At 61.7% G+C, this 24,631-nt stretch carries 21 protein-coding genes; 17 read left to right on the top strand and 4 right to left on the bottom strand.

The window, feature by feature from the left end:
- Window positions 1–40 precede the first annotated feature (40 nt).
- The 15 genes from KW568_RS22225 to KW568_RS22155 all read left to right on the top strand — a co-directional run bounded on the left by KW568_RS22225 (window position 41) and on the right by KW568_RS22155 (window position 19,034).
- Complete coding sequence (locus tag KW568_RS22225; RefSeq protein ID WP_003252589.1) at window positions 41–901, top strand: glycine betaine ABC transporter substrate-binding protein; 861 nt, start codon at window positions 41–43, stop codon at window positions 899–901.
- Between the two features lie 204 nt (window positions 902–1,105).
- On the top strand, window positions 1,106–1,417 hold the full coding sequence (locus tag KW568_RS22220; protein ID WP_003252591.1) for a DUF485 domain-containing protein: 312 nt from the start codon (window positions 1,106–1,108) through the stop codon (window positions 1,415–1,417).
- Window positions 1,414–3,078 carry a cation acetate symporter gene (locus tag KW568_RS22215; RefSeq protein WP_003252593.1) on the top strand — a complete coding sequence of 555 codons (1,665 nt, stop codon included), beginning with the start codon at window positions 1,414–1,416 and terminating at the stop codon, window positions 3,076–3,078. The genes KW568_RS22220 and KW568_RS22215 overlap by 4 nt, the downstream gene beginning before the upstream one ends.
- Before the next feature lie 221 nt (window positions 3,079–3,299).
- A complete protein-coding gene (locus tag KW568_RS22210) occupies window positions 3,300–3,779 on the top strand; it encodes a CS1 type fimbrial major subunit (RefSeq protein WP_033725791.1) in 480 nt (159 codons plus the stop codon).
- A 90-nt stretch (window positions 3,780–3,869) separates the two neighbouring features.
- Window positions 3,870–6,380, top strand: coding sequence for a CS1-pili formation C-terminal domain-containing protein (locus tag KW568_RS22205; RefSeq protein ID WP_054888729.1), 2,511 nt, complete (start codon window positions 3,870–3,872; stop codon window positions 6,378–6,380).
- A gap of 116 nt (window positions 6,381–6,496) precedes the next feature.
- Complete coding sequence (locus tag KW568_RS22200; protein ID WP_003252600.1) at window positions 6,497–7,231, top strand: hypothetical protein; 735 nt, start codon at window positions 6,497–6,499, stop codon at window positions 7,229–7,231.
- Window positions 7,228–8,424 carry a hypothetical protein gene (locus KW568_RS22195; protein WP_003252602.1) on the top strand — a complete coding sequence of 399 codons (1,197 nt, stop codon included), beginning with the start codon at window positions 7,228–7,230 and terminating at the stop codon, window positions 8,422–8,424. Before KW568_RS22200 ends, KW568_RS22195 begins: the two co-directional genes overlap by 4 nt.
- Window positions 8,425–8,453: 29 nt before the next feature.
- Entirely contained in the window at window positions 8,454–9,080 is a 627-nt protein-coding gene (locus tag KW568_RS22190; protein ID WP_003252604.1) for a response regulator transcription factor, read from the top strand.
- Between the two features lie 9 nt (window positions 9,081–9,089).
- Complete coding sequence (locus tag KW568_RS22185) at window positions 9,090–12,332, top strand: transporter substrate-binding domain-containing protein (RefSeq protein ID WP_232863072.1); 3,243 nt, start codon at window positions 9,090–9,092, stop codon at window positions 12,330–12,332.
- A 69-nt stretch (window positions 12,333–12,401) separates the two neighbouring features.
- Window positions 12,402–13,211 carry an SDR family oxidoreductase gene (locus tag KW568_RS22180; protein WP_003252608.1) on the top strand — a complete coding sequence of 270 codons (810 nt, stop codon included), beginning with the start codon at window positions 12,402–12,404 and terminating at the stop codon, window positions 13,209–13,211.
- A gap of 230 nt (window positions 13,212–13,441) precedes the next feature.
- Window positions 13,442–13,927 (top strand): hypothetical protein, encoded by a 486-nt coding sequence (locus tag KW568_RS22175; RefSeq protein WP_003252611.1) that lies wholly within the window; start codon window positions 13,442–13,444, stop codon window positions 13,925–13,927.
- Window positions 13,928–13,996: 69 nt separating this feature from the next.
- Complete coding sequence (locus tag KW568_RS22170; RefSeq protein ID WP_259536819.1) at window positions 13,997–14,491, top strand: fimbrial protein; 495 nt, start codon at window positions 13,997–13,999, stop codon at window positions 14,489–14,491.
- Between the two features lie 74 nt (window positions 14,492–14,565).
- Window positions 14,566–17,034, top strand: a complete 2,469-nt coding sequence (locus KW568_RS22165; protein WP_070095918.1) for a TcfC E-set like domain-containing protein — start codon at window positions 14,566–14,568, stop codon at window positions 17,032–17,034.
- 51 nt (window positions 17,035–17,085) lie between these two features.
- Window positions 17,086–17,859: a pilus assembly protein gene (locus tag KW568_RS22160; RefSeq protein ID WP_050562065.1), complete on the top strand. Its 774-nt coding sequence runs from the start codon at window positions 17,086–17,088 to the stop codon at window positions 17,857–17,859.
- 11 nt (window positions 17,860–17,870) lie between these two features.
- Complete coding sequence (locus tag KW568_RS22155) at window positions 17,871–19,034, top strand: hypothetical protein (RefSeq protein WP_033725795.1); 1,164 nt, start codon at window positions 17,871–17,873, stop codon at window positions 19,032–19,034.
- Window positions 19,035–19,107: 73 nt separating this feature from the next.
- Here the strand turns inward: KW568_RS22155 and KW568_RS22150 are convergent, their stop codons facing one another.
- Window positions 19,108–19,260, bottom strand: a complete 153-nt coding sequence (locus KW568_RS22150) for a DUF3309 family protein (RefSeq protein ID WP_003252624.1) — start codon at window positions 19,258–19,260, stop codon at window positions 19,108–19,110.
- Window positions 19,261–19,551: 291 nt separating this feature from the next.
- On the opposite strand from KW568_RS22150, the gene csrA reads away from it, so the two are divergent.
- Entirely contained in the window at window positions 19,552–19,731 is a 180-nt protein-coding gene (gene csrA / locus KW568_RS22145; RefSeq protein WP_003252626.1) for a carbon storage regulator CsrA, read from the top strand.
- Between the two features lie 52 nt (window positions 19,732–19,783).
- Here csrA and KW568_RS22140 read toward each other — a convergent pair whose 3' ends face one another.
- Together KW568_RS22140 and KW568_RS22135 are read right to left on the bottom strand one after the other, a co-directional pair.
- Complete coding sequence (locus KW568_RS22140; protein WP_003252629.1) at window positions 19,784–20,011, bottom strand: YheU family protein; 228 nt, start codon at window positions 20,009–20,011, stop codon at window positions 19,784–19,786.
- Window positions 20,012–20,093: 82 nt separating this feature from the next.
- A complete protein-coding gene (locus tag KW568_RS22135; RefSeq protein ID WP_003252630.1) occupies window positions 20,094–21,278 on the bottom strand; it encodes an osmoprotectant NAGGN system M42 family peptidase in 1,185 nt (394 codons plus the stop codon).
- Window positions 21,279–21,363: 85 nt separating this feature from the next.
- Between KW568_RS22135 and KW568_RS22130 the strand changes: the two genes are divergently transcribed.
- Window positions 21,364–22,718 (top strand): IS3 family transposase gene (locus tag KW568_RS22130; RefSeq protein ID WP_085983016.1). Its coding sequence is split into 2 segments (ribosomal slippage): window positions 21,364–21,837 and window positions 21,840–22,718, totalling 1,353 coding nucleotides; the frame shifts between segments, so codons are not numbered across the junction.
- 164 nt (window positions 22,719–22,882) lie between these two features.
- Here KW568_RS22130 and ngg read toward each other — a convergent pair.
- On the bottom strand, window positions 22,883–24,628 hold the full coding sequence (gene ngg, locus KW568_RS22125) for an N-acetylglutaminylglutamine synthetase (RefSeq protein ID WP_070095916.1): 1,746 nt from the start codon (window positions 24,626–24,628) through the stop codon (window positions 22,883–22,885).
- Window positions 24,629–24,631: the final 3 nt, after the last annotated feature.

Here is a 24,631-nt window from a genome sequence, read left to right as displayed (position 1 = left end):
AGATGATGCAATCTCCAAGACCTGACGAGGGGATGCTTTGATGGCAACTTTGAAGAAAATGCGACGTTTCCTGGGCGTGGGCACCGCCCTGGTAATGGCCATGAGCGCTGCACAGGCTATGGCCAAAGAAGTAAGCATTGGTTACGTGGATGGTTGGGCCGACAGCGTGGCGACCACCAACGTGGCCGCCGAAGTAATCAAGCAAAAACTCGGCTATGACGTGAAGTTGCAGGCCGTGGCCACGGGGATCATGTGGCAGGGTGTGGCAACTGGCAAGCTCGATGCCATGTTGTCGGCCTGGTTGCCGGTGACCCATGGTGAGTACTGGGCCAAGAACAAGGACAACGTGGTCGACTACGGCCCGAACTTCAAGGACGCCAAGATCGGCCTGATCGTCCCCGAGTACGTCAAGGCAGTGAGCATCGCCGACCTCAAGACCGATAACAGCTTCAAGGACAGGATTGTCGGCATTGACGCAGGCTCCGGTGTGATGCTCAAGACCGACCAGGCGATCAAGGACTATGGCCTGACCAGTTACAAGTTGCAGGCCAGCTCGGGTGCGGCGATGACGGCGGAACTGGGCCGTGCCTATGCCAAGCAGCAGTCGATTGCGGTGACCGGTTGGGTTCCGCACTGGATGTTCGCCAAGTGGAAGCTGAAGTTCCTCGAAGACCCGAAAGGCGTATATGGCGCGGCAGAAACCGTGAACAGCATCGGCAGCAAGGAACTGGCCACCAAGGCACCGGAAGTGGCGGAGTTCCTGAAGAAGTTCAACTGGCAGTCCAAGGACGAGATTGGCGAGGTGATGCTGGCGATTCAGGAAGGGGCCAAGCCTGAAGCGGCCGCCAAGGACTGGGTCGCCAAGCACCCTGATCGTGTGAAGGAGTGGACTGGCAAGTAATCACCTTCCAGGGCCAATAGGGTTTCTTCGCGGGTGTACCCGCTCCTACAGGAGCGGGTACACCCGCGAACGGCTCATCACTTTGTTACGCAATCGGTAAAACACCGTTGCATCTAAGACTAAGGTCGTCTGGTTGGCGTCCATCGGCAGCATAAAGTAAGGGTGTGGGTTCCATCCCGTATCTGTGCTGCTAGGACAAAAACAATGAACGACAGCATTTACCTCTCGATACAAAACAGCCCCCGTTTCAAGGAGCTGGTCACCAAACGCGAACGGTTCGCCTGGATTCTCTCGGCGATCATGCTCGGCCTGTACTGCGCCTTCATCCTCCTGATCGCCTACGGTCCTCATTTGCTGGGCGCCAAGCTCAGCCCTGAGTCATCGATTACCTGGGGCATTCCCCTGGGCGTCGGTCTGATCGTTTCGGCATTCGTCCTGACCGCCATCTACGTGCGCCGCGCCAACGGCGAATTCGATGAGCTGAACAAGGAAATCCTGAAGGAGGCGCAACAATGATTCGCCAAGTCAAAGCCCTGGCCGTATTGGCCTGCGGAGCCTTCGCACCCGCCGTGTGGGCCGCCGATGCCCTGACCGGCGAGGTGCAGAAACAACCGCTGAACGTTTCCGCCATCGCCATGTTCGTGGCCTTCGTCGCCTTCACCCTCGGCATCACCTACTGGGCCTCCAAACGCAACAAGTCGGCATCGGACTACTACGCTGCCGGTGGCAAGATCACCGGCTTCCAGAACGGCCTGGCGATTGCTGGCGACTACATGTCGGCCGCCTCGTTCCTGGGTATTTCCGCGCTGGTGTTCACTTCGGGTTATGACGGCCTTATCTACTCGATCGGCTTTTTGGTTGGCTGGCCGATCATTCTTTTCCTGATTGCCGAACGCCTGCGCAACCTGGGCAAGTACACCTTCGCCGACGTGGCCTCGTACCGCCTCGGGCAAAAGGAAATTCGCACCCTTTCGGCCTCCGGTTCGCTGGTGGTGGTGGCGTTCTACCTGATCGCGCAAATGGTCGGCGCCGGCAAGCTGATCGAGCTGCTGTTCGGCCTGGACTACCATGTGGCGGTGATCCTGGTGGGTATCCTGATGTGCCTGTACGTGCTGTTCGGCGGCATGCTGGCCACCACCTGGGTACAGATCATCAAGGCTGTGCTGCTGCTGTCCGGTGCCAGTTTCATGGCGCTGATGGTCATGAAGCACGTGGGCTTTGACTTCAACACGCTGTTCTCCGAAGCCATCAAGGTACACGCCAAGGGCGAGGCGATCATGAGCCCCGGCGGCCTGGTCAAGGACCCGATCTCGGCATTCTCCCTGGGCCTGGCACTGATGTTCGGTACTGCCGGCCTGCCGCACATCCTGATGCGCTTCTTCACCGTCAGTGACGCCAAGGAAGCGCGCAAGAGCGTGCTGTATGCCACCGGCTTCATCGGCTACTTCTACATCCTCACCTTCATCATTGGCTTTGGCGCGATCCTGCTGGTCAGCACCAACCCGGAATTCAAGGACGCCGCAGGCGCTCTGCTGGGTGGCAACAACATGGCTGCGGTGCACCTGGCCAATGCGGTGGGTGGCAGTGTGTTCCTCGGCTTCATCTCGGCGGTGGCCTTTGCCACCATCCTGGCGGTGGTGGCTGGCCTGACCCTGGCCGGTGCCTCGGCGGTGTCCCACGACCTGTACGCCAGCGTCTGGCGCAAGGGCAAAGCTAACGACAAGGACGAGATCCGCGTATCGAAGATCACCACTGTCGCCCTGGGTGTGCTGGCGATCGGCCTGGGGATTCTGTTCGAGAAGCAGAACATCGCCTTCATGGTCGGCCTGGCGTTCTCCATTGCGGCCAGCTGCAACTTCCCGGTGCTGCTGCTTTCGATGTACTGGAAGAAGCTGACCACCCGCGGCGCCATGATCGGCGGCTGGCTGGGCCTGGTGAGTGCGGTGACGCTGATGATCCTTGGCCCGACCATCTGGGTACAGATTCTCGGCCACGAGAAGGCCATCTACCCGTACGAGTACCCGGCGCTGTTCTCGATGGCCATTGCCTTCGTCAGCATCTGGTTCTTCTCGGTCACCGACAAGTCCAAGGCGGCTGAGGATGAGCGCGCGCTGTTCTTCCCGCAGTTCGTGCGTTCGCAGACTGGCCTGGGTGCCAGCGGGGCGGTTTCCCACTGAAGCTGTAGCCATAACGCGCTGAAATGCACAACGCCCCGCTAGCCGGGGCGTTGTGCATTCAGGGGTTGCTCCAGGCAATACTGGCAAACTGCATCCCTTGGGAAATTTCCTAAATCCGCTCGGAACGGTCCTAACTTCCAATCGCCAGCGTTCACGAATAATCGCCACTACTGATCGGGCAGTCGCCCCTCAGCCAGTGATTCCCTCAAGGAGATTTGATCGTGAAACGTATGCTGCTTGCCCTCCCTCTGGCCATGCTGTTTGCCGGTGCCGCCCACGCCTTGGACCCGATCGAAAAGCAAGTGCAGGTCACTGCCCAGGTGCCGACCGATGCGTTCTTCGTCGAGCCGGTGGGCGGCAACTGGATGAACGACCCGCAAGAGCTGGGTTGGAACCCCAATCAGGCCAAGCTCGACCCTGTCCGCAAGGAGCTGCAGGTCAAGAGCACCGTTGGCGCTATCAACGCCTACCTGGTCTCGCCCGCAGTCATTGCCAGCGGTTCCCACAACATTGGCCTGGATGTGAAGGTTGGCGACACCGTGTTGCAGACCACCCCAGTCGAAGTGGTCAGCGCCACCCAAGCCGCACCGGGGGCGATCGTCGGCTTCGAAATTGCAGCCCAGCCTGCCCCAGCCGCGGGTTATGAGCCAGGCAACTACCAAGGCCTGGTGAGCATGATCTTCGAAACTGGCACGCCTTGATTCACCCCCCCCATCGTTCATTCGTTGTTGCCTGTTCCTGCCCTCGGCGCTTGCCGCGGGGCGGGCAGGTATTGCCCGCAAGCGACGCCCATGACCCTACAATTTCCCCTTTCCGCGCTGTACCTGAGCTTGCCGTTGGCAGCCTGCCTGGCCGCAGTGCCAGTGACGGGCCACGCTGCGACCGCAGCGCTGGGTGGCATCGAAGGTCTGCCCAGTGAGTTTGAAGCGCACTTTTATGAAGTGCCGTTGGCCGTGAGGGTAGACTTGGATGGCCGCTATCTGGGTGATGCCATGGTCGTGCTCAGCCGGGATCAGCGCGTGCAACTGCTGGAATTCACCGAAACCGTCGACAGCCGTGAACCAGAAAGCCTGAGGCGGCGCTGGCGCGAACGCCTGGTCGAGGGGCGCCCGCTGGGTGACTGCCAGGCAAACTGCCCAGATGGCCTGCGCGCAGTGCACTACAGCTTGGCCAATTCGCAGTTGTCACTGCTTACCGACCAGGCCGAAGCGTCAACGGCCGGCGAGCGTTATCACCGGCTTCCCGAACAGGGCAGCTACGGCCTGCTGGTGCGTAACCAACTCAACCTGGTCAATGATGGCCGAGTCACCAGCGGCCGCTATGCATTGCAAGGGCAGGGCAGCCTGGGTAACTGGACGACCCTGGCCGATGGCCAGCTCGACCGTGGCAGCGACAGTCAACAGGGCACGCGCTACCGGGTTGAGCAGTTGTACGGTGAGCGACTGGCGCAGGACCACTTTTATCGCCTGGGCTATTTCACCCCCAGTGCCCAAGGCCTGACCCGCCAGCCACGGCTGATGGGGGCTAGCCCCGATACCACCCTGGGCCTGATGTTCGGCAGCAGCGACAGCCTGGCCATCGACAATGGTGCGCCCAGCGCGACGCCCATCTATGTCACGCCCAACCGCCCCGCCGTGGCGGAAATCTACCGCAACGGCGTACTGATCAATAGCCAACCGGTGCAGCCCGGCCTGCAGACGCTGGACAGCAAAGTGTTACCCGGGGGCATCTATGAAGTGGAAATCCGCCTGGTCGAGGACGGCCAGGTGACCTCGCGCAGCCAGGCATTCATTTACAAACCCAGCAACTGGCGCAGCACCGATGCCCCCTGGCGCTACAACCTGTACCTGGGGCGGCAGAGCAGCCTGTTGAGCAACTGGCAGCGCGACGCAGATGACAGCCTGGCGGCAGGCGTGCTGGCCAATTACCTGGTGCACCCGCGGGCTATCGTCGGCGTTTCGGCACAGCGCATCGACCAAACCCTGCAATACGGCACGTCGCTGGACTGGGATGTGCTCGACCGCTTCAAACTGTACGGCAACCTGTTCCGGGCCCAGGGCTACGGCAACGGCTACGACCTGCAATTGATCCACGCCGGTGAAAACAGCTCATTGGTGGCCAGCCAGAGCAGCACCTGGCTGACCCGCCCCGAATCACTGCGTGATGACCGTCAGCCGAGCCACTGGCAGGCGCGGCAAACCCAGACGTCGGTGTCTTACAACCATCGCCTCGACCCGCGCAATACCGCCAGCGTGCGTGTGTCGCACAGCAGTGGGGCCAGCGCCGGTACGGGGGTGGATTTGGGCTGGTCGTACTTCGGCCAGCTACTGGGGTCGCAGGCCAACTGGCGCCTGTCGCTGTTCGACCGACCGGGCAACGCGGGTACTGGTGAGGCCCGCAGCCGCGGCGTCAACTTGAGCCTGAGCATGAGCTTGGGCGGCACGAGTGGCCGGCGCCTGTCGGCCAGCGTCGGCAGCCGCACAGCGCGCGATGGCGGGCGCGACCTCAATGCCGCAGTGGCCTATCAGCAGGACGTCGACCTGGGCCCGCTGCGCAGCGTTGGCCTGACCGCCAGCGCCGACCGCTATGGCGCCGGCCTGGGTGGCGACACGCAGTTCGAGAGCCAGCAGCTGCACGGTGATGCGTATTTCCAGCGGTCTTCCTACAACGGTGAGTTCAGCGGCGGCCTCAACCTGGAAAGCATGCTGGCTGTCGGGGCTGGCAAGGCGGCCGTGAGCGGCCAGTACCTGCCTCACCAGGCTGGGCTGATCGTCGATGTCGAAACCGATATCCAAGGCTTGAAACTACGCGCTGACGACCGCCATGGCGGTACTGCCAATCTGCGGCCTGGGCGCAACCTGGTCCCGGTGGCCGCCTACAAGGCCGGCCATGTGCAATTCGACCTTGAAGGCGCGCAAGCCACCGCAGCGGTGATTCAGCCTTCCAGTGTGGACTACCACCTGAACCGTGGCGGCATTGGCTACCGCCAGCTTCGGGTATTGCGCACGCTGACCGTCATCGGCCGCCTGCTCGACAGCCAGGGTCGCCCGCTGCGGGGCGCGCAGGTGATCAACCACGCCAGTCGCAGTGTCAGTGAGGCTGATGGGTTCTTCGCCGTGGAAATGAGCGAGTCCACACCCAGCCTGGAGGTGCGTCAGCAAGGGCAGGTCGTATGCCTGTTGACGCTGAATCTTACGCAGCTGGTACGTGAAGACGATGTGCTGTTGGCCGGCGACCAGCGTTGCACGCCCGCAAGCCTGGCCAAGGCCGCTGATAGCGGGGGGGAGCGTGTTGAGAGCTAGCTCAGGGTCGGTAACAGAGCGGCCCTACCGTCGTTTCAGACGGCTCCTACACATCCTGCGATTGTTCCCGCTTTACGGTATGCCAATCGCTGTACTTATCCAAGGAACCTTCAAACGTGAATATCCATCGTCTGCTTGCCCTGGCCTGTCTGGTTACCCCGCTGGCAGCCATTGGGGCGCCCGAGCTTAATGTCGGCGCGTTGTACGATTACCTGGATTCCGGCAAAAGCACCTTGCTCAAGCGGGTGCGCAACGGCGGTGATACCACGGCGTTCGTCAAGGTCAGTGTCGCTGAGCTGGTGTACGACACCGATGGCAATGCCCGCGAGGTCGACACCGAGGGCATGCCGTTGGAGCAGCGCGGCCTGGTGGCCAGCCCGGCGCGGCTGATCGTGCCGGCGCAGGGCATGCAGGCGGTGCGCCTGGTGTACCGCGGGCAGCGCGATACAGAACGCTATTTCCGCTTGCGCTTCGTCCCGGTCCTGCCCGAGCTGGGTGATGGGTTTGCCGTGGACGAGGGCGAGGCTGAGCGGTACCGCAATAGCCTGAAGGTTGGGGTCAACTTGCTGGCCGGCTACGGCACGTTGCTGTTCGTTCGGCCTGGCGAAACCCGGTTTCAGACGTCTGTGCAGCGCAAGGGCGGTGGCCTTACGGTCAGCAACCAGGGCAATGCCACTGTCGTGCTGGATCAGTTCCGGCAGTGCCAGGCGGCTGGCGTAGCCTGCGAGACTGCCACCAAACATCATGTGTTGCCGGGGCGGACACGGCAATTCGAAGGGCAGGCGGCAAAGGTTCATCAGTTTGAGTTGCATGAAGGCGAAGCGCGCAAGCGCATGGTGGTGGAAGGATGAGTCGTAGCACAGGGCGCTTGGCCCGCATCCGTCACTTACGCGTCGGGCTGGTCGCAGGTTTGCTGGCATTCGCCCCCTTGGCCAGCGCACTGGAGGTGACGCTTTCGGCGCAATACCGTGGCGGTGGGTCGGGGCGCTTCGAGAACACCACGCCGCCTGCTGAATTTTGCAGGGTTTGGTCTGCCCTGTGCGCCAGTACCGGCACCGTAAGCCTGCCAATTAGCTACCAGAAGACAAGCATCAACCTTGCCCCCGACCTGCGCGATCGATATTTCGTGAAACTGCCGGGGCGTCGTGAGGTGGAGGTACGCCATCAACAGACGGGTGAGCCCAGGCAGATGACCTTCGAGGTGCGCTCCATCAGCCAGGAAGCTGTGTTGGGTAGCCCTTACAACCCGCTTAACGGCAGCTTCTCCGGCGGTTGTCGTGGTAAGAACTCTGTCGGCAACCAAAGCCGCTTCAGATACCACACCTCGTTGGTCAACCCGCAAAGCCCGACCCCTTGCGTGATCAGCTACTCATGGGTGCCGGATGATCAGGTAGATACCACGACGGTATTGGACACGGGCATTTCCTTCGAGCTGGACATCCCCCCGCCGTATCGCCTGCGCGCCGGTATGTACCGTGGCAGCCTCACTTACACCATAGGCCCTGGGGGCGACTTTGATTTCGGCAACAATGTTACCGGCCTGAGCGGCGATACGTTGGTGATCAACTTCGAACTGGATGTGCAGCACGCTTTCATCTTTGAGTTCCCGCCTGGCTCGGAGCGCGCCGTGCTTGAGCCCAAGGATGGTTGGCAGGCCTGGCTGGGCGGCGGCCAGGCCCCTGGGCTCATCTACCGAGACCTGCCGTTCCGGCTATGGTCCACCGGCCCATTCAAAGCCTACAAGTTGTGCCAGCACTACACCGCAGGTACGTGCGGTATCCGTAACGACGCCAGCCACGAGGTGCCTGTGACCGTGGCCATTACCTTGCCCGGAGGTATCGAGCACCAGGGCCGGCCGGTTCAGCAACTGGCGTTGCCTAGCGGGCAGGCGGCTGCGTTGGCGTTCGAATCGGCGATGCCCACGCTCAATCGCCCTGGCCAGTTGCGTTTCCAGGTGGAGCGCAACGACGTGCAGGCCATGCTTCGACACCCTGGCGCCACCTATGCCGGCCAGGTCACCGTCGTTTTCGACGCTGAGCTTTAGCCCACCGCCATGATGCGCGAGGTTAACCTATGTACAAAGTCGTGGTGGTTGACGACCATCCGTTCATCCGAGCCACCGTGTGCATGCTGCTGCGCAAGGAACGGCTCGATGTCGTCGGCCAGGCAGACAATGGTATTGACGCGGTGCGGCTGGCGCGTGAGTTGGGCCCGGACCTGGTCATCCTCGATATCGCCATGCCCGGGCTCGATGGCCTTGAGGTAATCGCCCGCATCAAGGCCATGACGCAGCCGCCCAAGGTTCTGGTGCTGACGTCGCAATTGCCCGAGGCCTATTCGCTACGCTGCATGCAGGCCGGTGCAATGGGCTTCGTGGCCAAGACCGATGAGCTGGACGAGCTTGGCAAGGCGGTGCGCGCAACATTGTCGGGTTATACGTACTTCCCTGAAGTGGCGCTGAGTTCGGTGCACAAGCAGGACCTGAAGTTCACAGACGCGCAATGCATCGCCTCACTGACCGACCGTGAGCTGATGATCCTGCAGCAGCTCGCCCGCGGGCTGAGCAACAAGGCGATCGGCGAAGCCATGCTGCTGAGCAACAAGACCATCAGCACCTACAAAACCCGGCTCATGGAAAAACTGCGGGTCAACTCGTTGATCGACCTGGCGGACTTCGCCCGTCGCAATGCGCTTATCTAGTCGCTACCCGTGCCAATCCGCGTCCTGCTGCTGTGGCTGCTGTATTGCCTGAACCCGCTACCCGTTTTGGCCGCACCGCAGCTCTACACCCGGGGCGTGGAAACGGGGCCTGCGCTGGCGCTGGCCCCCGCCGACCTGCGCTGGCTGTGGGAGAAGCGCCATTTGAACCTAGGGGTAGTCGGCCGCGACAACCCGCCCTTCGACATGCTCGGCACCGGCCAGGCCTACGAAGGCATCAGCGCCGAGTACGCCAGTGTGCTGGCCGAGAAGCTGGGCCTGGAAGTACGCCTGAGCCTGTTCGAGACCTACGACGCGGCTTTCGCGTCCTTGCGCAAGGGTACTGTCGACCTGGTCAGCTCGGTAACAGCACAGCAGGCGCAGGACGCCAAGCTGCGCCTGTCCAGCCCCTACATCGTTGACCAGCCATTGCTGCTGGCCAGTGAGCGGTTCGTCAGTGGCAACAGCGCAAGCCCTCGGCTGCTGGCGGTCGAGGGGTATCGACCGTTGGCCCTGCTTCAGCACAACTATCCCAACGCACGGATCCAGCTGCACCCCACCCCCTACAGCGCCTTGGCGGCGTTGCAGCTCGGTGAAGCTGAGTTGTTTCTAGGCAATGCCCTGAGCAGCCGCTATCTGTTGGCCCGAGGGCAACTGCCAGACCTTGAATGGGTCGACCAGCCCGATTTTGCAGCCCAGCCCCTGGGCTTTGCCATGCTCGGGGACCACGGCCCATTACCCAGGTTGGTCGATGCCGTGCTGCAAGGCCTGACCGAACAGCAACATGCCCGCCTTCGCGGGCACTGGAGCCCACAGCCTGCCAGCCCCGTCAAACCCGGCCTGGTTGAACTCAGCGAAGCCCAGCAGCGCTGGATAGCGGAAAACCCCGTGGTCAAGGTATTGCTCGGTGAGCACCAGCTACCGTTGAGCTACCGCGATGAGCATGGCCAGGTGCGCGGCTTGAGCATGGACGTGCTGCAACGCATCAGCCGCCTCACCGGCTTGCACTTCGAGGTGCAGGGGGGCACAGACATACAGCACATGATCGAGCGAGTGCGCCAGGGCCAGGCCGATCTGATTGCCGGGCTGGTGTACAGCCCGGCACACGCCAGGCAACTGCGTTTCAGCCGCAGTTTTCTGAGCTTGCCGCTGGTCCTGGTAACGCGCAACGAGACCGTGGCCCCCAGCAGCCTGGCGCAGCTCGGCAGGCGGCCGCTGGCGCTGGTGCGTGGCAGCGCCCAGGCGCAGACGCTGGCCAAGTCTTACCCGGGGATCCGTCAGCGGCTCGTGCCTCATCCATTGGCTGCTCTGCAGGCGCTGGAGCAAGGCAAGGCAGGCGCCGCCGTGCTGCCACTGGACCAGGCGTGCTCGCTGGTTGCACGTCACTTTCCCGGCAGGCTGCGGATCGCTGCCAGCCTGGCGCTGCCACCGATGCACTTCGCCTTTGCCAGTAGCCATGCCGACGAAGAGCTGCTGGGTATTCTCGACAAAGCCTTGCTCGCGCTGCCCCCGGCAGAAATGGAGACCATGCTGCGACGCTGGCGTAACCCGATGATCGTTGGCGACGGGTTATGGCGCCGTTATGGCGGGCGCATGCTGGCGGGCATCGCCTTGGCATGCAGCCTGCTGTTGCTGTCCCTGCTGTGGGTTCGTTACCTGCGGCGGATGCAGGTGCAACTGCATCGTGCAAAGCGCGAGGCCGAGGCGGCCAACCAGGCCAAGACGCAGTTTCTCGCGGCCATGAGCCATGAAATCCGCACGCCGCTGCATGCTGTGCTGGGCATGTTGGAGCTTGCCCGACGCAAGGCAGGGCAGGGCGAACTGGACCATCTGGCCATCGAAGTGGCGGCGGATGCCGCTATCGGGCTGCAGGAGTTGATCGGCGATGTACTCGACATCACACGCATCGAAACCGGCCATTTGCAACTGGCACTGGTGCCAGTGAGCCTGCGCGAGCAAGTCGCCCGGGTGGTTCAGCTGTTCGAGCAACAGGCACGCGGCAAGGGGCTGGCCCTGGACATGGTGTGCAAGGGGGCGGTGGAAAACTGGGTGATGCTTGACCCGGTGCGTTTCAAGCAGGTGCTGGCCAACCTGGTCAGCAATGCAATCAAGTTCACCGCGCAGGGCAAGGTCCTGGTCAGCCTGAATATGCAGGCTGCAGCCGGGCGGGCAAGTGTATTGCTCGAAGTCGCAGACACCGGCATAGGCATTGCCCAGGCCGAGCTGGAAAGCCTCGGGCAACCTTTTCGCCAGGCCAGCAATCAGCGCCAGTCGCCACGCAGCAGTGCCGGGCTGGGGCTGGGGATCAGCCGCAGCTTGTGTGAAATGCTTGGCGGGCAATTACGCTTGCACAGCGTGCTGGGCCAAGGTACGCGGATTGAAATCCGCCTGGACCTGGCGCTGGCAGCCCGGCCAGTGCTGGCCAAGCCGGCAACGCCGCAGGGCGACCCTCCCAGGCTGGCTGCCCTGCGCGTGCTGGTGGTCGATGACTACCCGGCCAACCGCTTGCTGCTCGCGCACCAGTTGGCGTTTCTCGGTCACCAGGTGCAAGTTGCCGAAGATGGCGATCAGGCCTTGCGCCTCTGGTTGCAGCAAACGTTCGACGTCGTCATCAGCGATTGCAACATGCCCAGGCTTGGCGGTTTTGCCTTGGCCCGGGCAATCCGCGAACACGAACGGCGCCGGGCCAGGCCTCGCTGTCGGGTGGTGGGGCTGACCGCCAGTGCCCTGCAAGAGGAGCGCCGTCGCGCGAGGCTTGCGGGTATGGACCACTGCCTGTTCAAGCCGCTGAACCTGGATACCCTCATGCAAACGTTGCAAGCTTTCCAGTACGTCAGCCGTGAGCCAGGCGAGCAACTGCCTGCCGTTGATCTGGCCCATTTGCGTAAGCTGGTTTGCGATGACCAGGCTGTGTTGGTGGCCCTGCTGGCCGATCTGGCCAGCAGTAACCTGGCGGATTTGGCACAGCTCAGATACTCGAGCGACAACCCCTCGGCGCTCGTTGAAGTGGCGCACAGGGTGAAAGGCGGCGCACGCATTGTGCGGGCACAAGCGTTGGTGGCGTCATGTGAACGGCTTGAAGCGCAGTGTACGCAACGGCCGGCGGATACGTCACAGGTGCGCCAGGCAGCCAGAGCGCTGGAGGAGACCATGCTGCGCCTGGACCGCTGGCTTGCCAGCTACCTCGGGGAGCATGCTCCCCGCCGCCAGGGCGGTACTGACCACACAGTCATGTCTGCCCATTCACTACCCTGATGAATCCTCCCAGCCCCCTTGCCCTTGATTAGACTCGCTGTACTACCTGCCAGAACAAGGCCAGCCACCATGCATAACCGCATCATGATCACCGGCGCCGGGTCAGGCCTCGGTCGCGAGATCGCCCTGCGCTGGGCGCGCGAGGGCTGGCGCCTGGCGCTGGCCGATGTCAACGAAAACGGCCTGCGCGAAACCCTGGAACTGGCCCGGGCCGCCGGCGGCGATGGCTTCATCCAGCGCTGCGATGTGCGCGATTACAGCCAGCTCACCGCCCTGGCCCAGGCATGCACCGAGCAGTTCGGCGGCATCGACGTGATCGTCAACAACGCCGGCGTCGCGTCTGGCGGTTTTTTCGCCGAACTGTCCCTGGAAGACTGGGACTGGCAGATCGCGGTCAACCTGATGGGCGTGGTCAAGGGCTGCAAGGCCTTTTTGCCGCTGCTGGAGCGCAGCAAGGGCCGGATCATCAACGTGGCTTCGATGGCCGCACTGATGCAGGGCCCTGGCATGAGCAACTACAACGTCGCCAAGGCTGGCGTGCTGGCGCTTTCGGAAAGCCTGCTGGTGGAGTTACGCCAGCAGGAGGTGTCGGTGCACGTGGTGTGCCCGTCGTTCTTTCAGACCAACCTGCTGGACTCCTTCCGTGGGCCGAACCCGGCGATGAAGGCGCAGGTGGGCAAGCTGCTGGAGGGCTCGCCCATCAGCGCCGCCGAGATTGCCGGATACATCCACCAGCAGGTCGCTGCGGGCGAGTTCCTGATTTTGCCCCATGAGGCCGGGCGCCAGGCCTGGCAGCTGAAACGCCAGGCGCCTGAGCGGCTGTATGACGAGATGGCCGATATGGCGGTAAAAATGCGCGCAAAGGCTCCTTCGCGATGAATGTTCTGTAGACGCACTGACCGGGGGCAAGGGGGTACAGGCCTGCTACCGACAAGACCACACCAGCTGATGCGTTAAGCCGCAGCATTTCAAAACGCCCCGACTGTCGGGGCGTTTTCATTTTTCGCAGTCACTCAGAAAACACCTACATACGCATTGATGCCCCATTCGTAAAGTGCCCGCCTGTCATACGGGCATCGATAAATGCCGGCATATTCGGGGACTGCTCAATGAAGTTACGTTGTTTTACCGCCTGCGCCCTGCTGCTGACGGCGGGGGCCGTAGGGGCGAAGGAAATACCTCAGGACGTCAGTGTTCAGGCTGTCGTTTCGACACCTGAATTTCAAGTGACTTCGGTGGGTAATTGGTGGGACGACGAACTTCGGGCGGAATATGACCCGAGCCGGCTCGTCTTCAAGCAAATTAAAAAAGATGTGTTTGTAAAAAGTACCTATGGGCCGATCTATGCGAAAACGGACAGTCCCTATTACCGGTTTACACGGGTAGGCGGTGCGGAATTTCAGCGCCGTTACTATATCTCGCTGAATCGCGTTGTCATGGGCACGGCGCCGGTCGAAATCGTCAGTGCTGCTGACGCCGCTCAGGGGAAAACCATTGAATTCAGGTTCTACCCCATGGGAGAGGGATCCACGGTTCGCATGCCCGGTACCTACACCACCCACGCCACTCTGATGTTTGAAACGGGTGCGCCCTGATAGTCGTTTTATGCGGTCGCTCCCGCGCGCCTGCTATTGATAATGTGCAACCGTTGAAGGAAATTTGATATGAAATCCTCTGTATTGGCTATTCCATTCTTTGCGATGTTTGCCGGTGCCGCTGTCGCCGCCGCTCCTGAGCCGATCAGCCATGACATTTCTGTAACGGCAGTCATTCCCGGCAATGACTTTTCCGTGGAACCTGTCGGTGATTGGGTTCGAGATGGCGTGACGCTTGAGTATCAGCCGCAGGCTGAGCAATTCACAGAAGTGACTGAAAATTTTATGGCCCAGAGTGATGTCGGTGCCATTCAGGCGAAGTTGCTGCAAGCCGCAGAGTTGCAAGAGCAGAGTAACGTTGGCCAGAAGATTGCGCTGGTCATTACGGTAGGGGATAAGCCGTTGTCGCTCGCGCCTCAGGAAGTCATGGACGCCGAAGATGCCAAAGGCGGTAAAGAACTTCCTATTGCCTTTGAGGCTGTAAAGCCTGAGGGCGGTTTCGTGAAGGGTGATTATAACGGGGTTGTGAAAGTGTTGTTTGAGACGTCCTCCACCAGCCTTTGATCGATGCAGTGCCGCCTGCCTCCACCCTGTCGGATGTTGTCCAGCGGTGGGCAGGTGTTGATGTGGATTGAATCATGTTCCAGTTTGCTGCACCCGGCCGTGCACTCGCTGCCTGGTTGCTGGGTGCTGCTTGCCTCTTCCCTGTCGAAGTGTTGGCTGAACGCGAGCCCGATGCTAACGGCCTGAACACGTTCGGGCGTTTGCCTGAAGACTTCGAGGCGCACTTCTTCGAGGTGCCACTTGCGGTGCGAGTTGAGCTGGATCAGCGCTACCTGGGTGATGCCATGGTCGTGCTGAGCCGTGATAACCGTGTGCAAATGCTGGCATTTACCGACACCGAGCAGAGCACAGAGCCCGCCACATTGCGCCAGTTATGGCTTCAACGGCTGGAGGGCGGGCGCATGCTGGGCGACTGCCTGCAAAACTGCCCGGACGGGTTGCAGGCTATCCATTACAGCCTGGCCAATTCGCAGCTGTCGCTGCTCACCTCCGATGCCGAGAAACTGGAGCAGGACGCGCGCTATCACCGTCTCCCAGAGCAGGGCAGCACTGGGTTGCTGCTGCGTAATCAACTGAATCTGGTGAATGATGGTAATCAGACCACGGGCAGAATCGGCCTGCTCGGCCAGGGCAATCTGCATAACTGGACCACGCTGGCCGAGGCGCGCGCGGATCGTAGCCCAGCTGAGCAAGGCGATGTGCGTTACCGCATGAACCAGCTTTACGCAGAGCGCATGCACGAAGAGCAATTCTTTCGGCTGGGCTACTTCTCTACTGGCGCAGAAGGCCTGGTGCGCCAGCCAACGCTCCTGGGGCGTCGCCCTGACAGCACGCTTGGTTTGATGCTGGGCAGCAGTGACAGCCTGCTGGTCGACAATGGCCAAGCCAGCGCCATCCCTGTCTACGTCACGCCGAACCGCCCGGGTATCGTCGAAATCTATCGCAATGGTTCACTGATCAACAGTCAGCCGGTACAGCCTGGTTTACAGGCACTCGACACGCGGGTGTTGCCCGGCGGCATCTACGATGTCGAGCTGCGCTTGCTTGAAGACGGCCTGGAGACCTCGCGTAGCGAAGCGTCCATCTACAAGCCCAGCCGATGGCAGAACATCGATAGCCGCTGGCGCTACAACGTGTACTTGGGCCAGCAGCTCGAGTTGCTGAGTAACTGGGATAGCCATCGTGAACAGGGCCTGGCGCTCGGGGCCCTTACCAATTATCTGCTGCACCCCGCTGCGGTGCTGGGATTGTCGATGCAACAGGTCGGCGCTGATCTGCAATTGGGTACCTCGCTGGACTGGGATGTCCATGAGCGGTTCAAGCTGTACGCCAGCCTTAATCAAACCCAAGGTCTGGGCAATGGGGGTGATCTGCAGTTGACCTATACCCATCCCTCGGGCTCATTGTTGCTAAGCCACAACCAGACCTGGCTCGAGCCCAGCGGTCAGGAGCGCGACGATCGTTCACAGCGGCAGGTGCGCAGCCGCACCGCCTTTTCGATCAACCAGCGGGTAACCTCGCGCAGTTCGGCGACACTGCGCCTGGAACACAGTGCGGGCTCGGCCAGCGGGCTGGGAGCCGACCTCAGCTGGGCGTTCTACGGAAAACTGCGGGGGCATCAGAGCAGTGTTCGCCTGTCACTGTTCGACAGGCCCGGCACGCGCAGCAGCGCCGGTGTTCGCAGCCGCGGCGTTAACGTCGCTGTCAGCATGAAGCTTGAGCGCGACGGCAAGCAGCTTGGGGTCGATGTCGGTAGCCGCGCCTCGCGTGAGGGGGGGAACGACCCGTACGCTTCGCTGTGGTACAGGCAGGACGTCGACCTGGGCCCAGTGCATAGCCTGGGGGGCAGCGCAACGCTCGACGGCTATGGCACCAGCCTTGCCGCCAATGGGCGCTTTCACAGCCAGGCATTGCAGGGCGATGCCTATGCCCAGACTTCATCGTTCAACGATAACCTCAGCGGTGGCCTCAACCTGGAAAGCACCTTGGCGCTGGGCGCCGGGAAGCTGGCCATGGGGGGCCAAAACCTACCGCTCGATGCCGGCCTGATCATCGATGTCGAAAGCGACCTGCAAGGTGTGAAGCTACGCGCCAACGATGGCCAGGGCATGAGTGCAATGCTCCACCCCGGGCGCAATATCGTGCCGGTGACGGCGTTCAAGTCTGGTCATGTGCGCTTCGACTTCGACGCGAAGGACATGCCGCCAGCGCAGATCCAGCCCCTTGCTGTCGACTATCACCTCAACCGCGGTGGGGTGGGCTATCACGCGGTGAAAGTCATGCGAACGGTCACTGTGTTTGGCCGGCTGCTCGACGGCCATGGCCAGCCGCTGCAAGGCGCACATGTGATCAATGACGCCGGCCGCACGGTGGTCGAGGTGGATGGCTATTTCAGCGTCGAAATGAGTGAGGCACGGCCCACCCTGGAAATTCGCCATGGCACGGCAGGCAGCTGCCTTCTGACATTACCGCCGGACAACTTTGACCGCGACGATGACTTGCTGATCGTCGGTGATCAGCGCTGTGTACCGCGTATGGGCTGAACCGGCTTTCAGCCTGTCGCTTTAGAGGGCCTGATCCCGGGCCAGGATTGGATGTTGTGCAAACAGAGGTTGAAGATGCAAAGGTTCACATTTTACTTATCACGCTTGTTGTTCGCCGTGCTGCTGCTGCCAGGGTTTGCCAAGGCCGGGCCACAGCTGGATGTCGGGGCCTTGTATGACTACCTCGAGCCGGGCAAGGGCACCTATGCCAAACGCATCTACAACCGTGGGGACAGTACCGCGTTCGTCAAGGTCAGCGTGCTGGAGCTGGTGTACGACGGCGAAGGCGAGCCGCGTGAAGTAGACGTCGATGAGTTGCCCTTCGACCAGCGCAGCGTTGTTGCCAGCCCTGCGCGGATGATCATCCCGGCACGTGGCATGCAGGCAGTCCGGTTGCTGTATCGCGGTGAGCGGGCTCAAGAGCGTTACTACCGGCTGCGTTTCGTGCCAGTACTACCGGAACAGGATGACAGCTTTGCACTGGACGATGCGGAGCTTGAGGCTTACCGCAATGAACTCAATGCCGGTGTGCAGTTTCTGGCCGGCTACGGCACCATCCTGATCGCCAAGCCTACTGCCACGCAGTATCAGACCTCGATCGAGCGAGCGGGCGGAAAGTGGACCGTGCGCAACGAGGGCAATGCCACGGTGCTGCTCGACAATGTCCAGACCTGTGTGCGGGGCGACGACGACTGTGATCACCCGGCCAAGCACCATATTCGCCCTGGGCGTACGCGCGAGTTCATCGAAAAAACCGGTGTCGAATACCGCTTCGAGCTGGTGGAAGGCGATGCGCGCAAAGCCATCGATTTGAAAGCAGGGTGAGAGGTCCAGGCATGGCTGGTAAATGTGCAATGCTGGCGCTGCTGGTCGGCGGCTTTGGCGCATCGTGGGCGCAGGCTGCCGAGATCACGCTTGACCTGCGTTATCGCGGCGACACCAGGCAGTTCGAAAACCTGGCACCGCGGTCGTCCCCTGTTTGCACCCAGCTGCCGCAGCTTTGTGCTGATCCACTGCAGAGCTTGCTGGATGTGAATGTTGAATATTCCAAAACAGTCGATGGCGAAGGCGCCGACGGTTTCTACCTCTCGGCACCTGTTCAGCCGACGCCGCTGCTGATGGTCCGTGATCAGACCGGTGAGCAGGTCAGCATGGACTTTGCCATTACCCACCTGGGCGGCACAGTGAGTTCGGACGATGGGGCGCCCACGCTTGCGGCGCGCTCGGGCCTGGACTCGAGTGGTTGCCAGGTTGCGTTGGCGAGCGCGGCGCATCGATTGTTTCTGTGGTCGGTGGCCAGCAGTGGGTGTTGGGCCGACCTCAACGCAGCGAATGCAGGCACGTACCATGTCAGCCACCTTACGCTGGGTTATCGGCTGAAGACGCCTTTGCCGGCGAGCTTGAAGTCGGGCGTATACCGCGGGCGGGTGGTCTATTCGGTAGGCCCTGACAGGGATATAGGCCTTGGCTCGAGCCGAACGGTCTCCGGGCTCAGCGCAGATTCAGTCGCGATCAACGTTACACTTGAGGTGGTGCATGACCTTGAGGTGCGTTTCGAGCCGGGTTCCGAGCAGGTGGCGCTGGAACCGCCTCAGGCCCGTGGACAAGGCCGCCGAGGGCAGGGCAATGCAGACAGACTGGAAAAGGACGTGGCGTTCAGCCTGACTGCCAGCGGGCCATTCAAAGTTTGGGCCCTGTGCAGCACCGGGTTGGGAAGCACGTGCAATCTACGGTCGGCCAAAGGCCATGGCATACCGCTGTCGATGGCAATGACCTTGCCAGGTGTTACCTACAACGGTCGCTCGCTCTACCGGCAGGCAATGGCCTTTGGCGGGGCTGGGAACGCAATCAGCCTGGAAGTCCCGCCTGAAGGTGTGACCGGTAGCCAAGGGCAGTTGCATTTTCATGTGTACCCTCGCGGCCACGCCCCGGATCAGGATATGTTGCCTGGTACCGAGTATCAGGCCGTGGTGACGATCGTGTTCGATGCGGACCTTTAGGATGACAAGCGGGTGTTGCTACCCGCCTGCCATGCGCCTTCAGCAGTTGCCTGAAGTGGCTGTCCGCATCGGGTCATATCATCCCGAGCAACAGCAAGACCAGCAGAATCACCAATACCACGCCAATAATGCCGGATGGGCCATAGCCCCAACTACGCGAGTGGGGGAAGACCGGTAAGCCACCGATCAGCAGCAGAATCAGGATGATGATAAGGATCGTGGTCATGGTGGAGTCCTTGCGTGGTTGAGGGGCAAGGGCCTCGAATTGCAGGCCTCTTGTTAAATCGGACCGGCGCCGCTTGCGAAAGATTCCATTGGTGTATCGCGTGTACCGGCCTCTTCGCAGCACAAGGCCGATATGCTCGTGAAAATGCGCGCTCAGCCCCATTCAAGAGGAATGGTCTGTAGGAGAAGTTACTCTGAAATGTAGGGCTCTTCTGAATTGCAGGGGAACTATTGAGTAGCCGAATGCCTGGCAGGCAGTCTCCGGTTTTCCATTTGGCAGGAGGATCGGCACATGTTGGTAATCGGGCGTGAGGTGGGGGAAATCATCGTGATTGGCGATAACATCCGCATCATGGTGGCGGATGTCCGGGAGGGCGTGGTGCGTTTTGGCGTGGACGCCCCGCGCTCGGTGCCGGTGCACCGGGCCGAGGTGTACAAGCGCATAAAGGAGGCCAAGCAAGGCGAGGCCTGATGTTGCCATCAGCATCCCTACGCAGTCTTGCCCGCGAAGGGGGCCGAGCCTGCTAGTCGAGCAATTCGCGGGGCACATCGTGCTTGGCCAGCAACTGGCACTGCTGGCTCTCCAGGTCGAACAATATGAACGCCTGCCCCTTGGCCAATGCCTGGCGTACCCGCAGCACACGGGTTTCCAGCGGGGTGTCGTCGCCATTGTCGGTGCCGTCGCGGGTAACGAAGTCCTCGATCAGGCGGGTCAGGGTTTCAGCTTGCAGTTGGTCGTAGGGGATCAGCATGGTGGGCGGCGTCTTGGTATTGGTGCAGGCATGCTACGCGAAACCTTGGGGAATTTGGGGCCGCATGGCGGCCCCGAAGCCCTCAGCCCTTGTTACCCACCAGGCTGTCCACTGCTGGCACCCGCGTGTCGCTCTCCATCTGCGCATCGTGCTCCAGCTGGTGGCTGAAGCGTTCCAACGATGCATTGGCCGGCTGCGAATCACTGGCAAACACAGGCGGGCTCAGCAGGTACGCCGACAACAACCGGCTCAGCGCCGCCAGGCTGTCGATATGCGTGCGTTCGTAACCATGGGTGGCATCGCAACCGAACGCCACCAGCGCGGTACGAATATCGTGCCCGGCAGTCACCGCCGAATGGGCATCGCTGAAGTAGTAGCGGAACAGGTCGCGCCGCACCGGCAAGTCATGGTCGCCGGCCAGTTTCAGCAGGTGCCGGGACAGGTGGTAGTCGTAAGGCCCCGACGAGTCCTGCATCGCCACACTGACCGCATGCTCGCTGGAAGCTTGCCCAGGCGCCACCGGGGCGATGTCGATGCCGACGAACTCGCTGACGTCCCAGGGCAGGGCGCCAGCTGCGCCCGAGCCGGTTTCCTCGGTGATGGTGAACAGCGGGTGGCAGTCGATCAGTGGCTGGCGACCGCTTTCCACCACGGCCTTCAATGCCGCCAGCAATGCGGCTACGCCAGCCTTGTCGTCCAGGTGACGGGCGCTGATGTGGCCGCTTTCGGTGAACTCGGGCAATGGGTCGAAGGCTACGAAGTCACCAATGCTGATACCCAGTGCCTCACAGTCGGCGCGGGTGGCGCAGTAGGCATCCAGACGCACTTCCACATGCTCCCAGCTCACCGGCATCTGATCGATGGCGGTATTGAAGGCATGCCCGCTGGCCATCAGCGGCAGCACGCTGCCACGGAATACGCCGGTGTCGGTGAATACGCTGACCCGGCTACCTTCGGCAAAGCGGCTGGACCAGCAGCCGACGGGCGCCAAGGCCAGGCGGCCATTGTCCTGCAATTGGCGCACGCTGGCGCCGATGGTATCCAGGTGGGCAGAGACGGCGCGGTCGGGCGAGGTCTGCCGGCCCTTCAGCGTGGCGCGGATGGTGCCGCGGCGGGTCAGCTCGAAGGGGATGCCCAACTCATCCAGGCGTTCGGCCACGTAGCGCACGATGGTGTCGGTGAAGCCGGTGGGGCTGGGGATGGCGAGCATTTCCAGCAGCACGCGTTTGAGGTAGTCGAGATCGGGTTCAGGGAGTCGTTCGGACATGTCCAGGCCTCCGGTCGGGTTAAAATTTCGCAGTCTTTGGACTGCCCCCAAGAAGTTGGACACCAATCCAACCCTTGGGGGATCTATGGGTAAGTACACCGAGCAATTCAAGCTCACAGCGATCACAGCCTACCTGGATGGCAGCAACGGTTTCCGAAAGGTGGCTCAACACTTAGGTATCGATTTCAGCCTGCTTCGACGCTGGGTGGCCAGTTATCAGGCCAATAATGGCATTGGTCCAGGCTCGCATGGGCGGCGCTATACCAGTGATTTCAAACAGCAGGTGCTTAGCTATATGCACGAGCATCGGCTTTCGCTGCGCCAGACCGCTGCCCACTTTGGTCTTGGGCAGTCTTCTCAGATAGGCATTTGGCAGCGGCAGTACTACAGTGGCAGTCCTGCACCCTCTACTGCCATCAAGCCAAGAAAGCCAATCGACGTGTCGAAGAAGATCAAGCCTGCCAAACCCACCGATACCAATGATGATCAGAAGTCTCGAGATCAGCTGATGGCTGAACTTGAGTACCTGCGCATGGAGAATGCTGTCCTAAAGGAGCTCAAGGCTCTGCGCGAGGAAAAGGAACGAACACGCGGGAAAAAGTCCTGATCGTTTCCAAACTCAAGCGCAGGTTTCCTTTGCCTGACCTCCTTCAGTTGGTCGAGCTGGCGCGCAGCACCTTCTACTACCAGCTCAAAGCTCAGCAGAAGCCAGATCGGCATGCTGAGCTCAAGGCATTGGTGCATCGCGTCTACCACGAGCAGAAAGGGCTTTATGGTTATCGCCGTATCGCACTCGTAATCAGGAAGGAAAAGCGGGTGAACAAGAAGGTCATTGAACGGCTGATGGCTGAGCAGGGATTGAAATCAGTAGTGCGCCCCAAGAAATATCGCTCCTATCGAGGTACCGTCGGTAAAGTGGCAGCGAATGTACTGGAGCGAAATTTTATCGCTCAACGCCCAAACCAAAAGTGGGTGACTGACGTAACCGAGTTCAAAGTAGCTCAACAGAAGCTCTATCTGTCGCCCGTGATGGATTTGTACAACGGCGAAATCGTGGCCTACGAAATGGCCAGCCGCCCGTGCTATAGCCTGGTTGGGAACATGCTTGGCAAAGCGCTCGATTGCCTGGGAGAGAAACCGAAGCTCGTGCTGCATTCGGATCAGGGATGGCATTACCAGCAGGCGCAATACCGCCGTAAGCTAAGCGAATGTGGGGTAAAGCAGAGCATGTCTCGAAAAGGCAATTGCCTGGACAACGCGGCCATGGAAAGCTTCTTCGGCACGCTCAAGTCTGAGTTTTTCTACCTGAAGCGTTTCGAGAGCATTGATGAGCTGAGAGCGGGTCTGGATGAGTACATTCACTACTACAACCATGATCGCATCAAGCTGAGGCTCAATGGCCTGAGCCCTGTGGAGTACAGGGCTCAGGCTGCAGCTTAAAACTGTCCAACTTTTGGGGGGCAGTCCACTTTGTGGGAGCGGCCTTGTGTCGCGAAAGGGCCGCAAAGCGGCCCCGGCAATATCGGCAGCGAAGCTGAGATCCTAGGGGCGCTTCGCACCCCATTCGCGACACAAGGCCGCTCCCACAAAAAGCCGAGCAGTTGTCAGGCCAACGGCCGGCTATGGGGAAACAGCAGGTCGATAAAACGCTCGGCCGTGGGCTGCGGTTCATGGTTGGCCAGGCCAGCACGTTCGTTGGCCTCGATGATCACGTACTCCGGCTGCCCGGCATCGCGCACCATGAAGTCCAGCCCAACCACCGGAATTTCCAGTGCCCGTGCCGCCCGCACGGCAGCATCGGCCAGCACCGGGTGCAGGCGATCGGTGACGTCTTCCAGGGTGCCGCCGGTGTGCAGGTTGGCCGTGCGCCGCACGGCCAGGCGCTGGCCGGCCGGCAACACGTCGTCATAGCCAACGCCCGCTGCGCGCAAGGTGCGCTCGGTTTCGTCGTCCAGCGGAATGCGGCTTTCGCCACCGGTGGCGGCCTGGCGGCGACGGCTCTGGGCTTCGATCAACTGGCGCACACTGTGCTTACCGTCGCCCAGCACCTGCGCTGGGTGGCGGATGGCCGCGGCCACCACCTCGTAGCCGATCACCACGATGCGCAGGTCGAACCCGGCATGGAAGCTTTCCAGCAGCACGCGGCTGTCGAACTGGCGGGCGTGTGCCACGGCGCGGGTGATGTCGTCGATGCAGGTCAGGTTCACCGCCACGCCCTGGCCTTGCTCGCCATCGACCGGCTTGACCACCACCGCGCCATGCTCTTCGAGAAACGCCAGGTTGTCATCGGCATTGCCCGCCAGCTGTTGAGCGGGCACCTGCAGCCCGGCGTTGTGCAGGGCGTGCTGGGTCAGGCGTTTGTCCTGGCACAGGGTCATGGTCACGGCACTGGTCAGGTCGCTGAGCGATTCCCGGCAGCGAATGCGCCGCCCGCCCAGGCTCAGGGTGAACAGGCCGCCAGCGGCGTCATCGACCTGTACTTCGATGCCCCGGCGTAGCGCCTCGTCGACGATGATGCGAGCGTAGGGGTTGAGGTCGGCTTGCGGGCCAGGCCCGAGGAACAGTTGCTCGTTGATACCGTTCTTGCGCTTGACTGCGAAGGTGGGCAGGTTGCGAAAACCCAGTTTCTGGTAAAGGCGCTTGGCCTGGCGGTTGTCGTGCAGCACTGACAGGTCCAGGTAAGCCAGGCCACGGCTCATGAAGTGTTCGATCAGGTGGCGCACCAGCACTTCACCCACGCCGGGGCGGGTGCAGTGTGGGTCCACCGCCAGGCACCACAGGCTGCTGCCATGCTCGGGGTCATCGAACGCCTTGGTGTGGTTCAGGCCCATGACGCTGCCGATAATCGCGCCGCTGTCTTCGTCCTCGGCCAGCCAATACACCGGGCCACCCAAGTGCCGGGGGGTAAGCAGCTCGGCGTCGACGGGGAGCATCCCGCGCGCCTGGTACAGCGTGTTGATCGCCTGCCAGTCGGCGGGGTTCTGTGCCCGGCGCACGCGGAAACCGCGAAATACACGCTGCGCCGGGCGGTAGTCGGTGAACCACAGGCGCAGGGTGTCGGACGGGTCGAGGAACAGCTGCTGGGGGGCCTGGGCCAGCACCTGCTGCGGTGCGGCCACGTACAGGGCGATGTCGCGTTCGCCCGGGTGCTCGTCGAGCAGATCCTCGGCCAAGGAAGCCGGGTCGGGGTAGGTGTGGCCTATCAACAGCCGGCCCCAGCCGCAGTGCACGGCACGCGGCTGGTCGTGTGGCTGGCTGCCGTCGCCGGCCAGGCGCGCCTGCAGGCGCTCGTAGGACGGCGCCTGGCCGCGCAGCAGGCGCTGACCATAAGCGATTTCATGGGCTTTCATCGG

The organism is Pseudomonas sp. HD6515, assembly GCF_024971855.1.
In the GTDB taxonomy this organism is placed as follows: domain Bacteria; phylum Pseudomonadota; class Gammaproteobacteria; order Pseudomonadales; family Pseudomonadaceae; genus Aquipseudomonas; species Aquipseudomonas alloputida.
The sequence above is the reverse complement of the archived record's forward strand: the minus strand, read 5'-3'. Positions and strand labels throughout refer to the sequence as shown.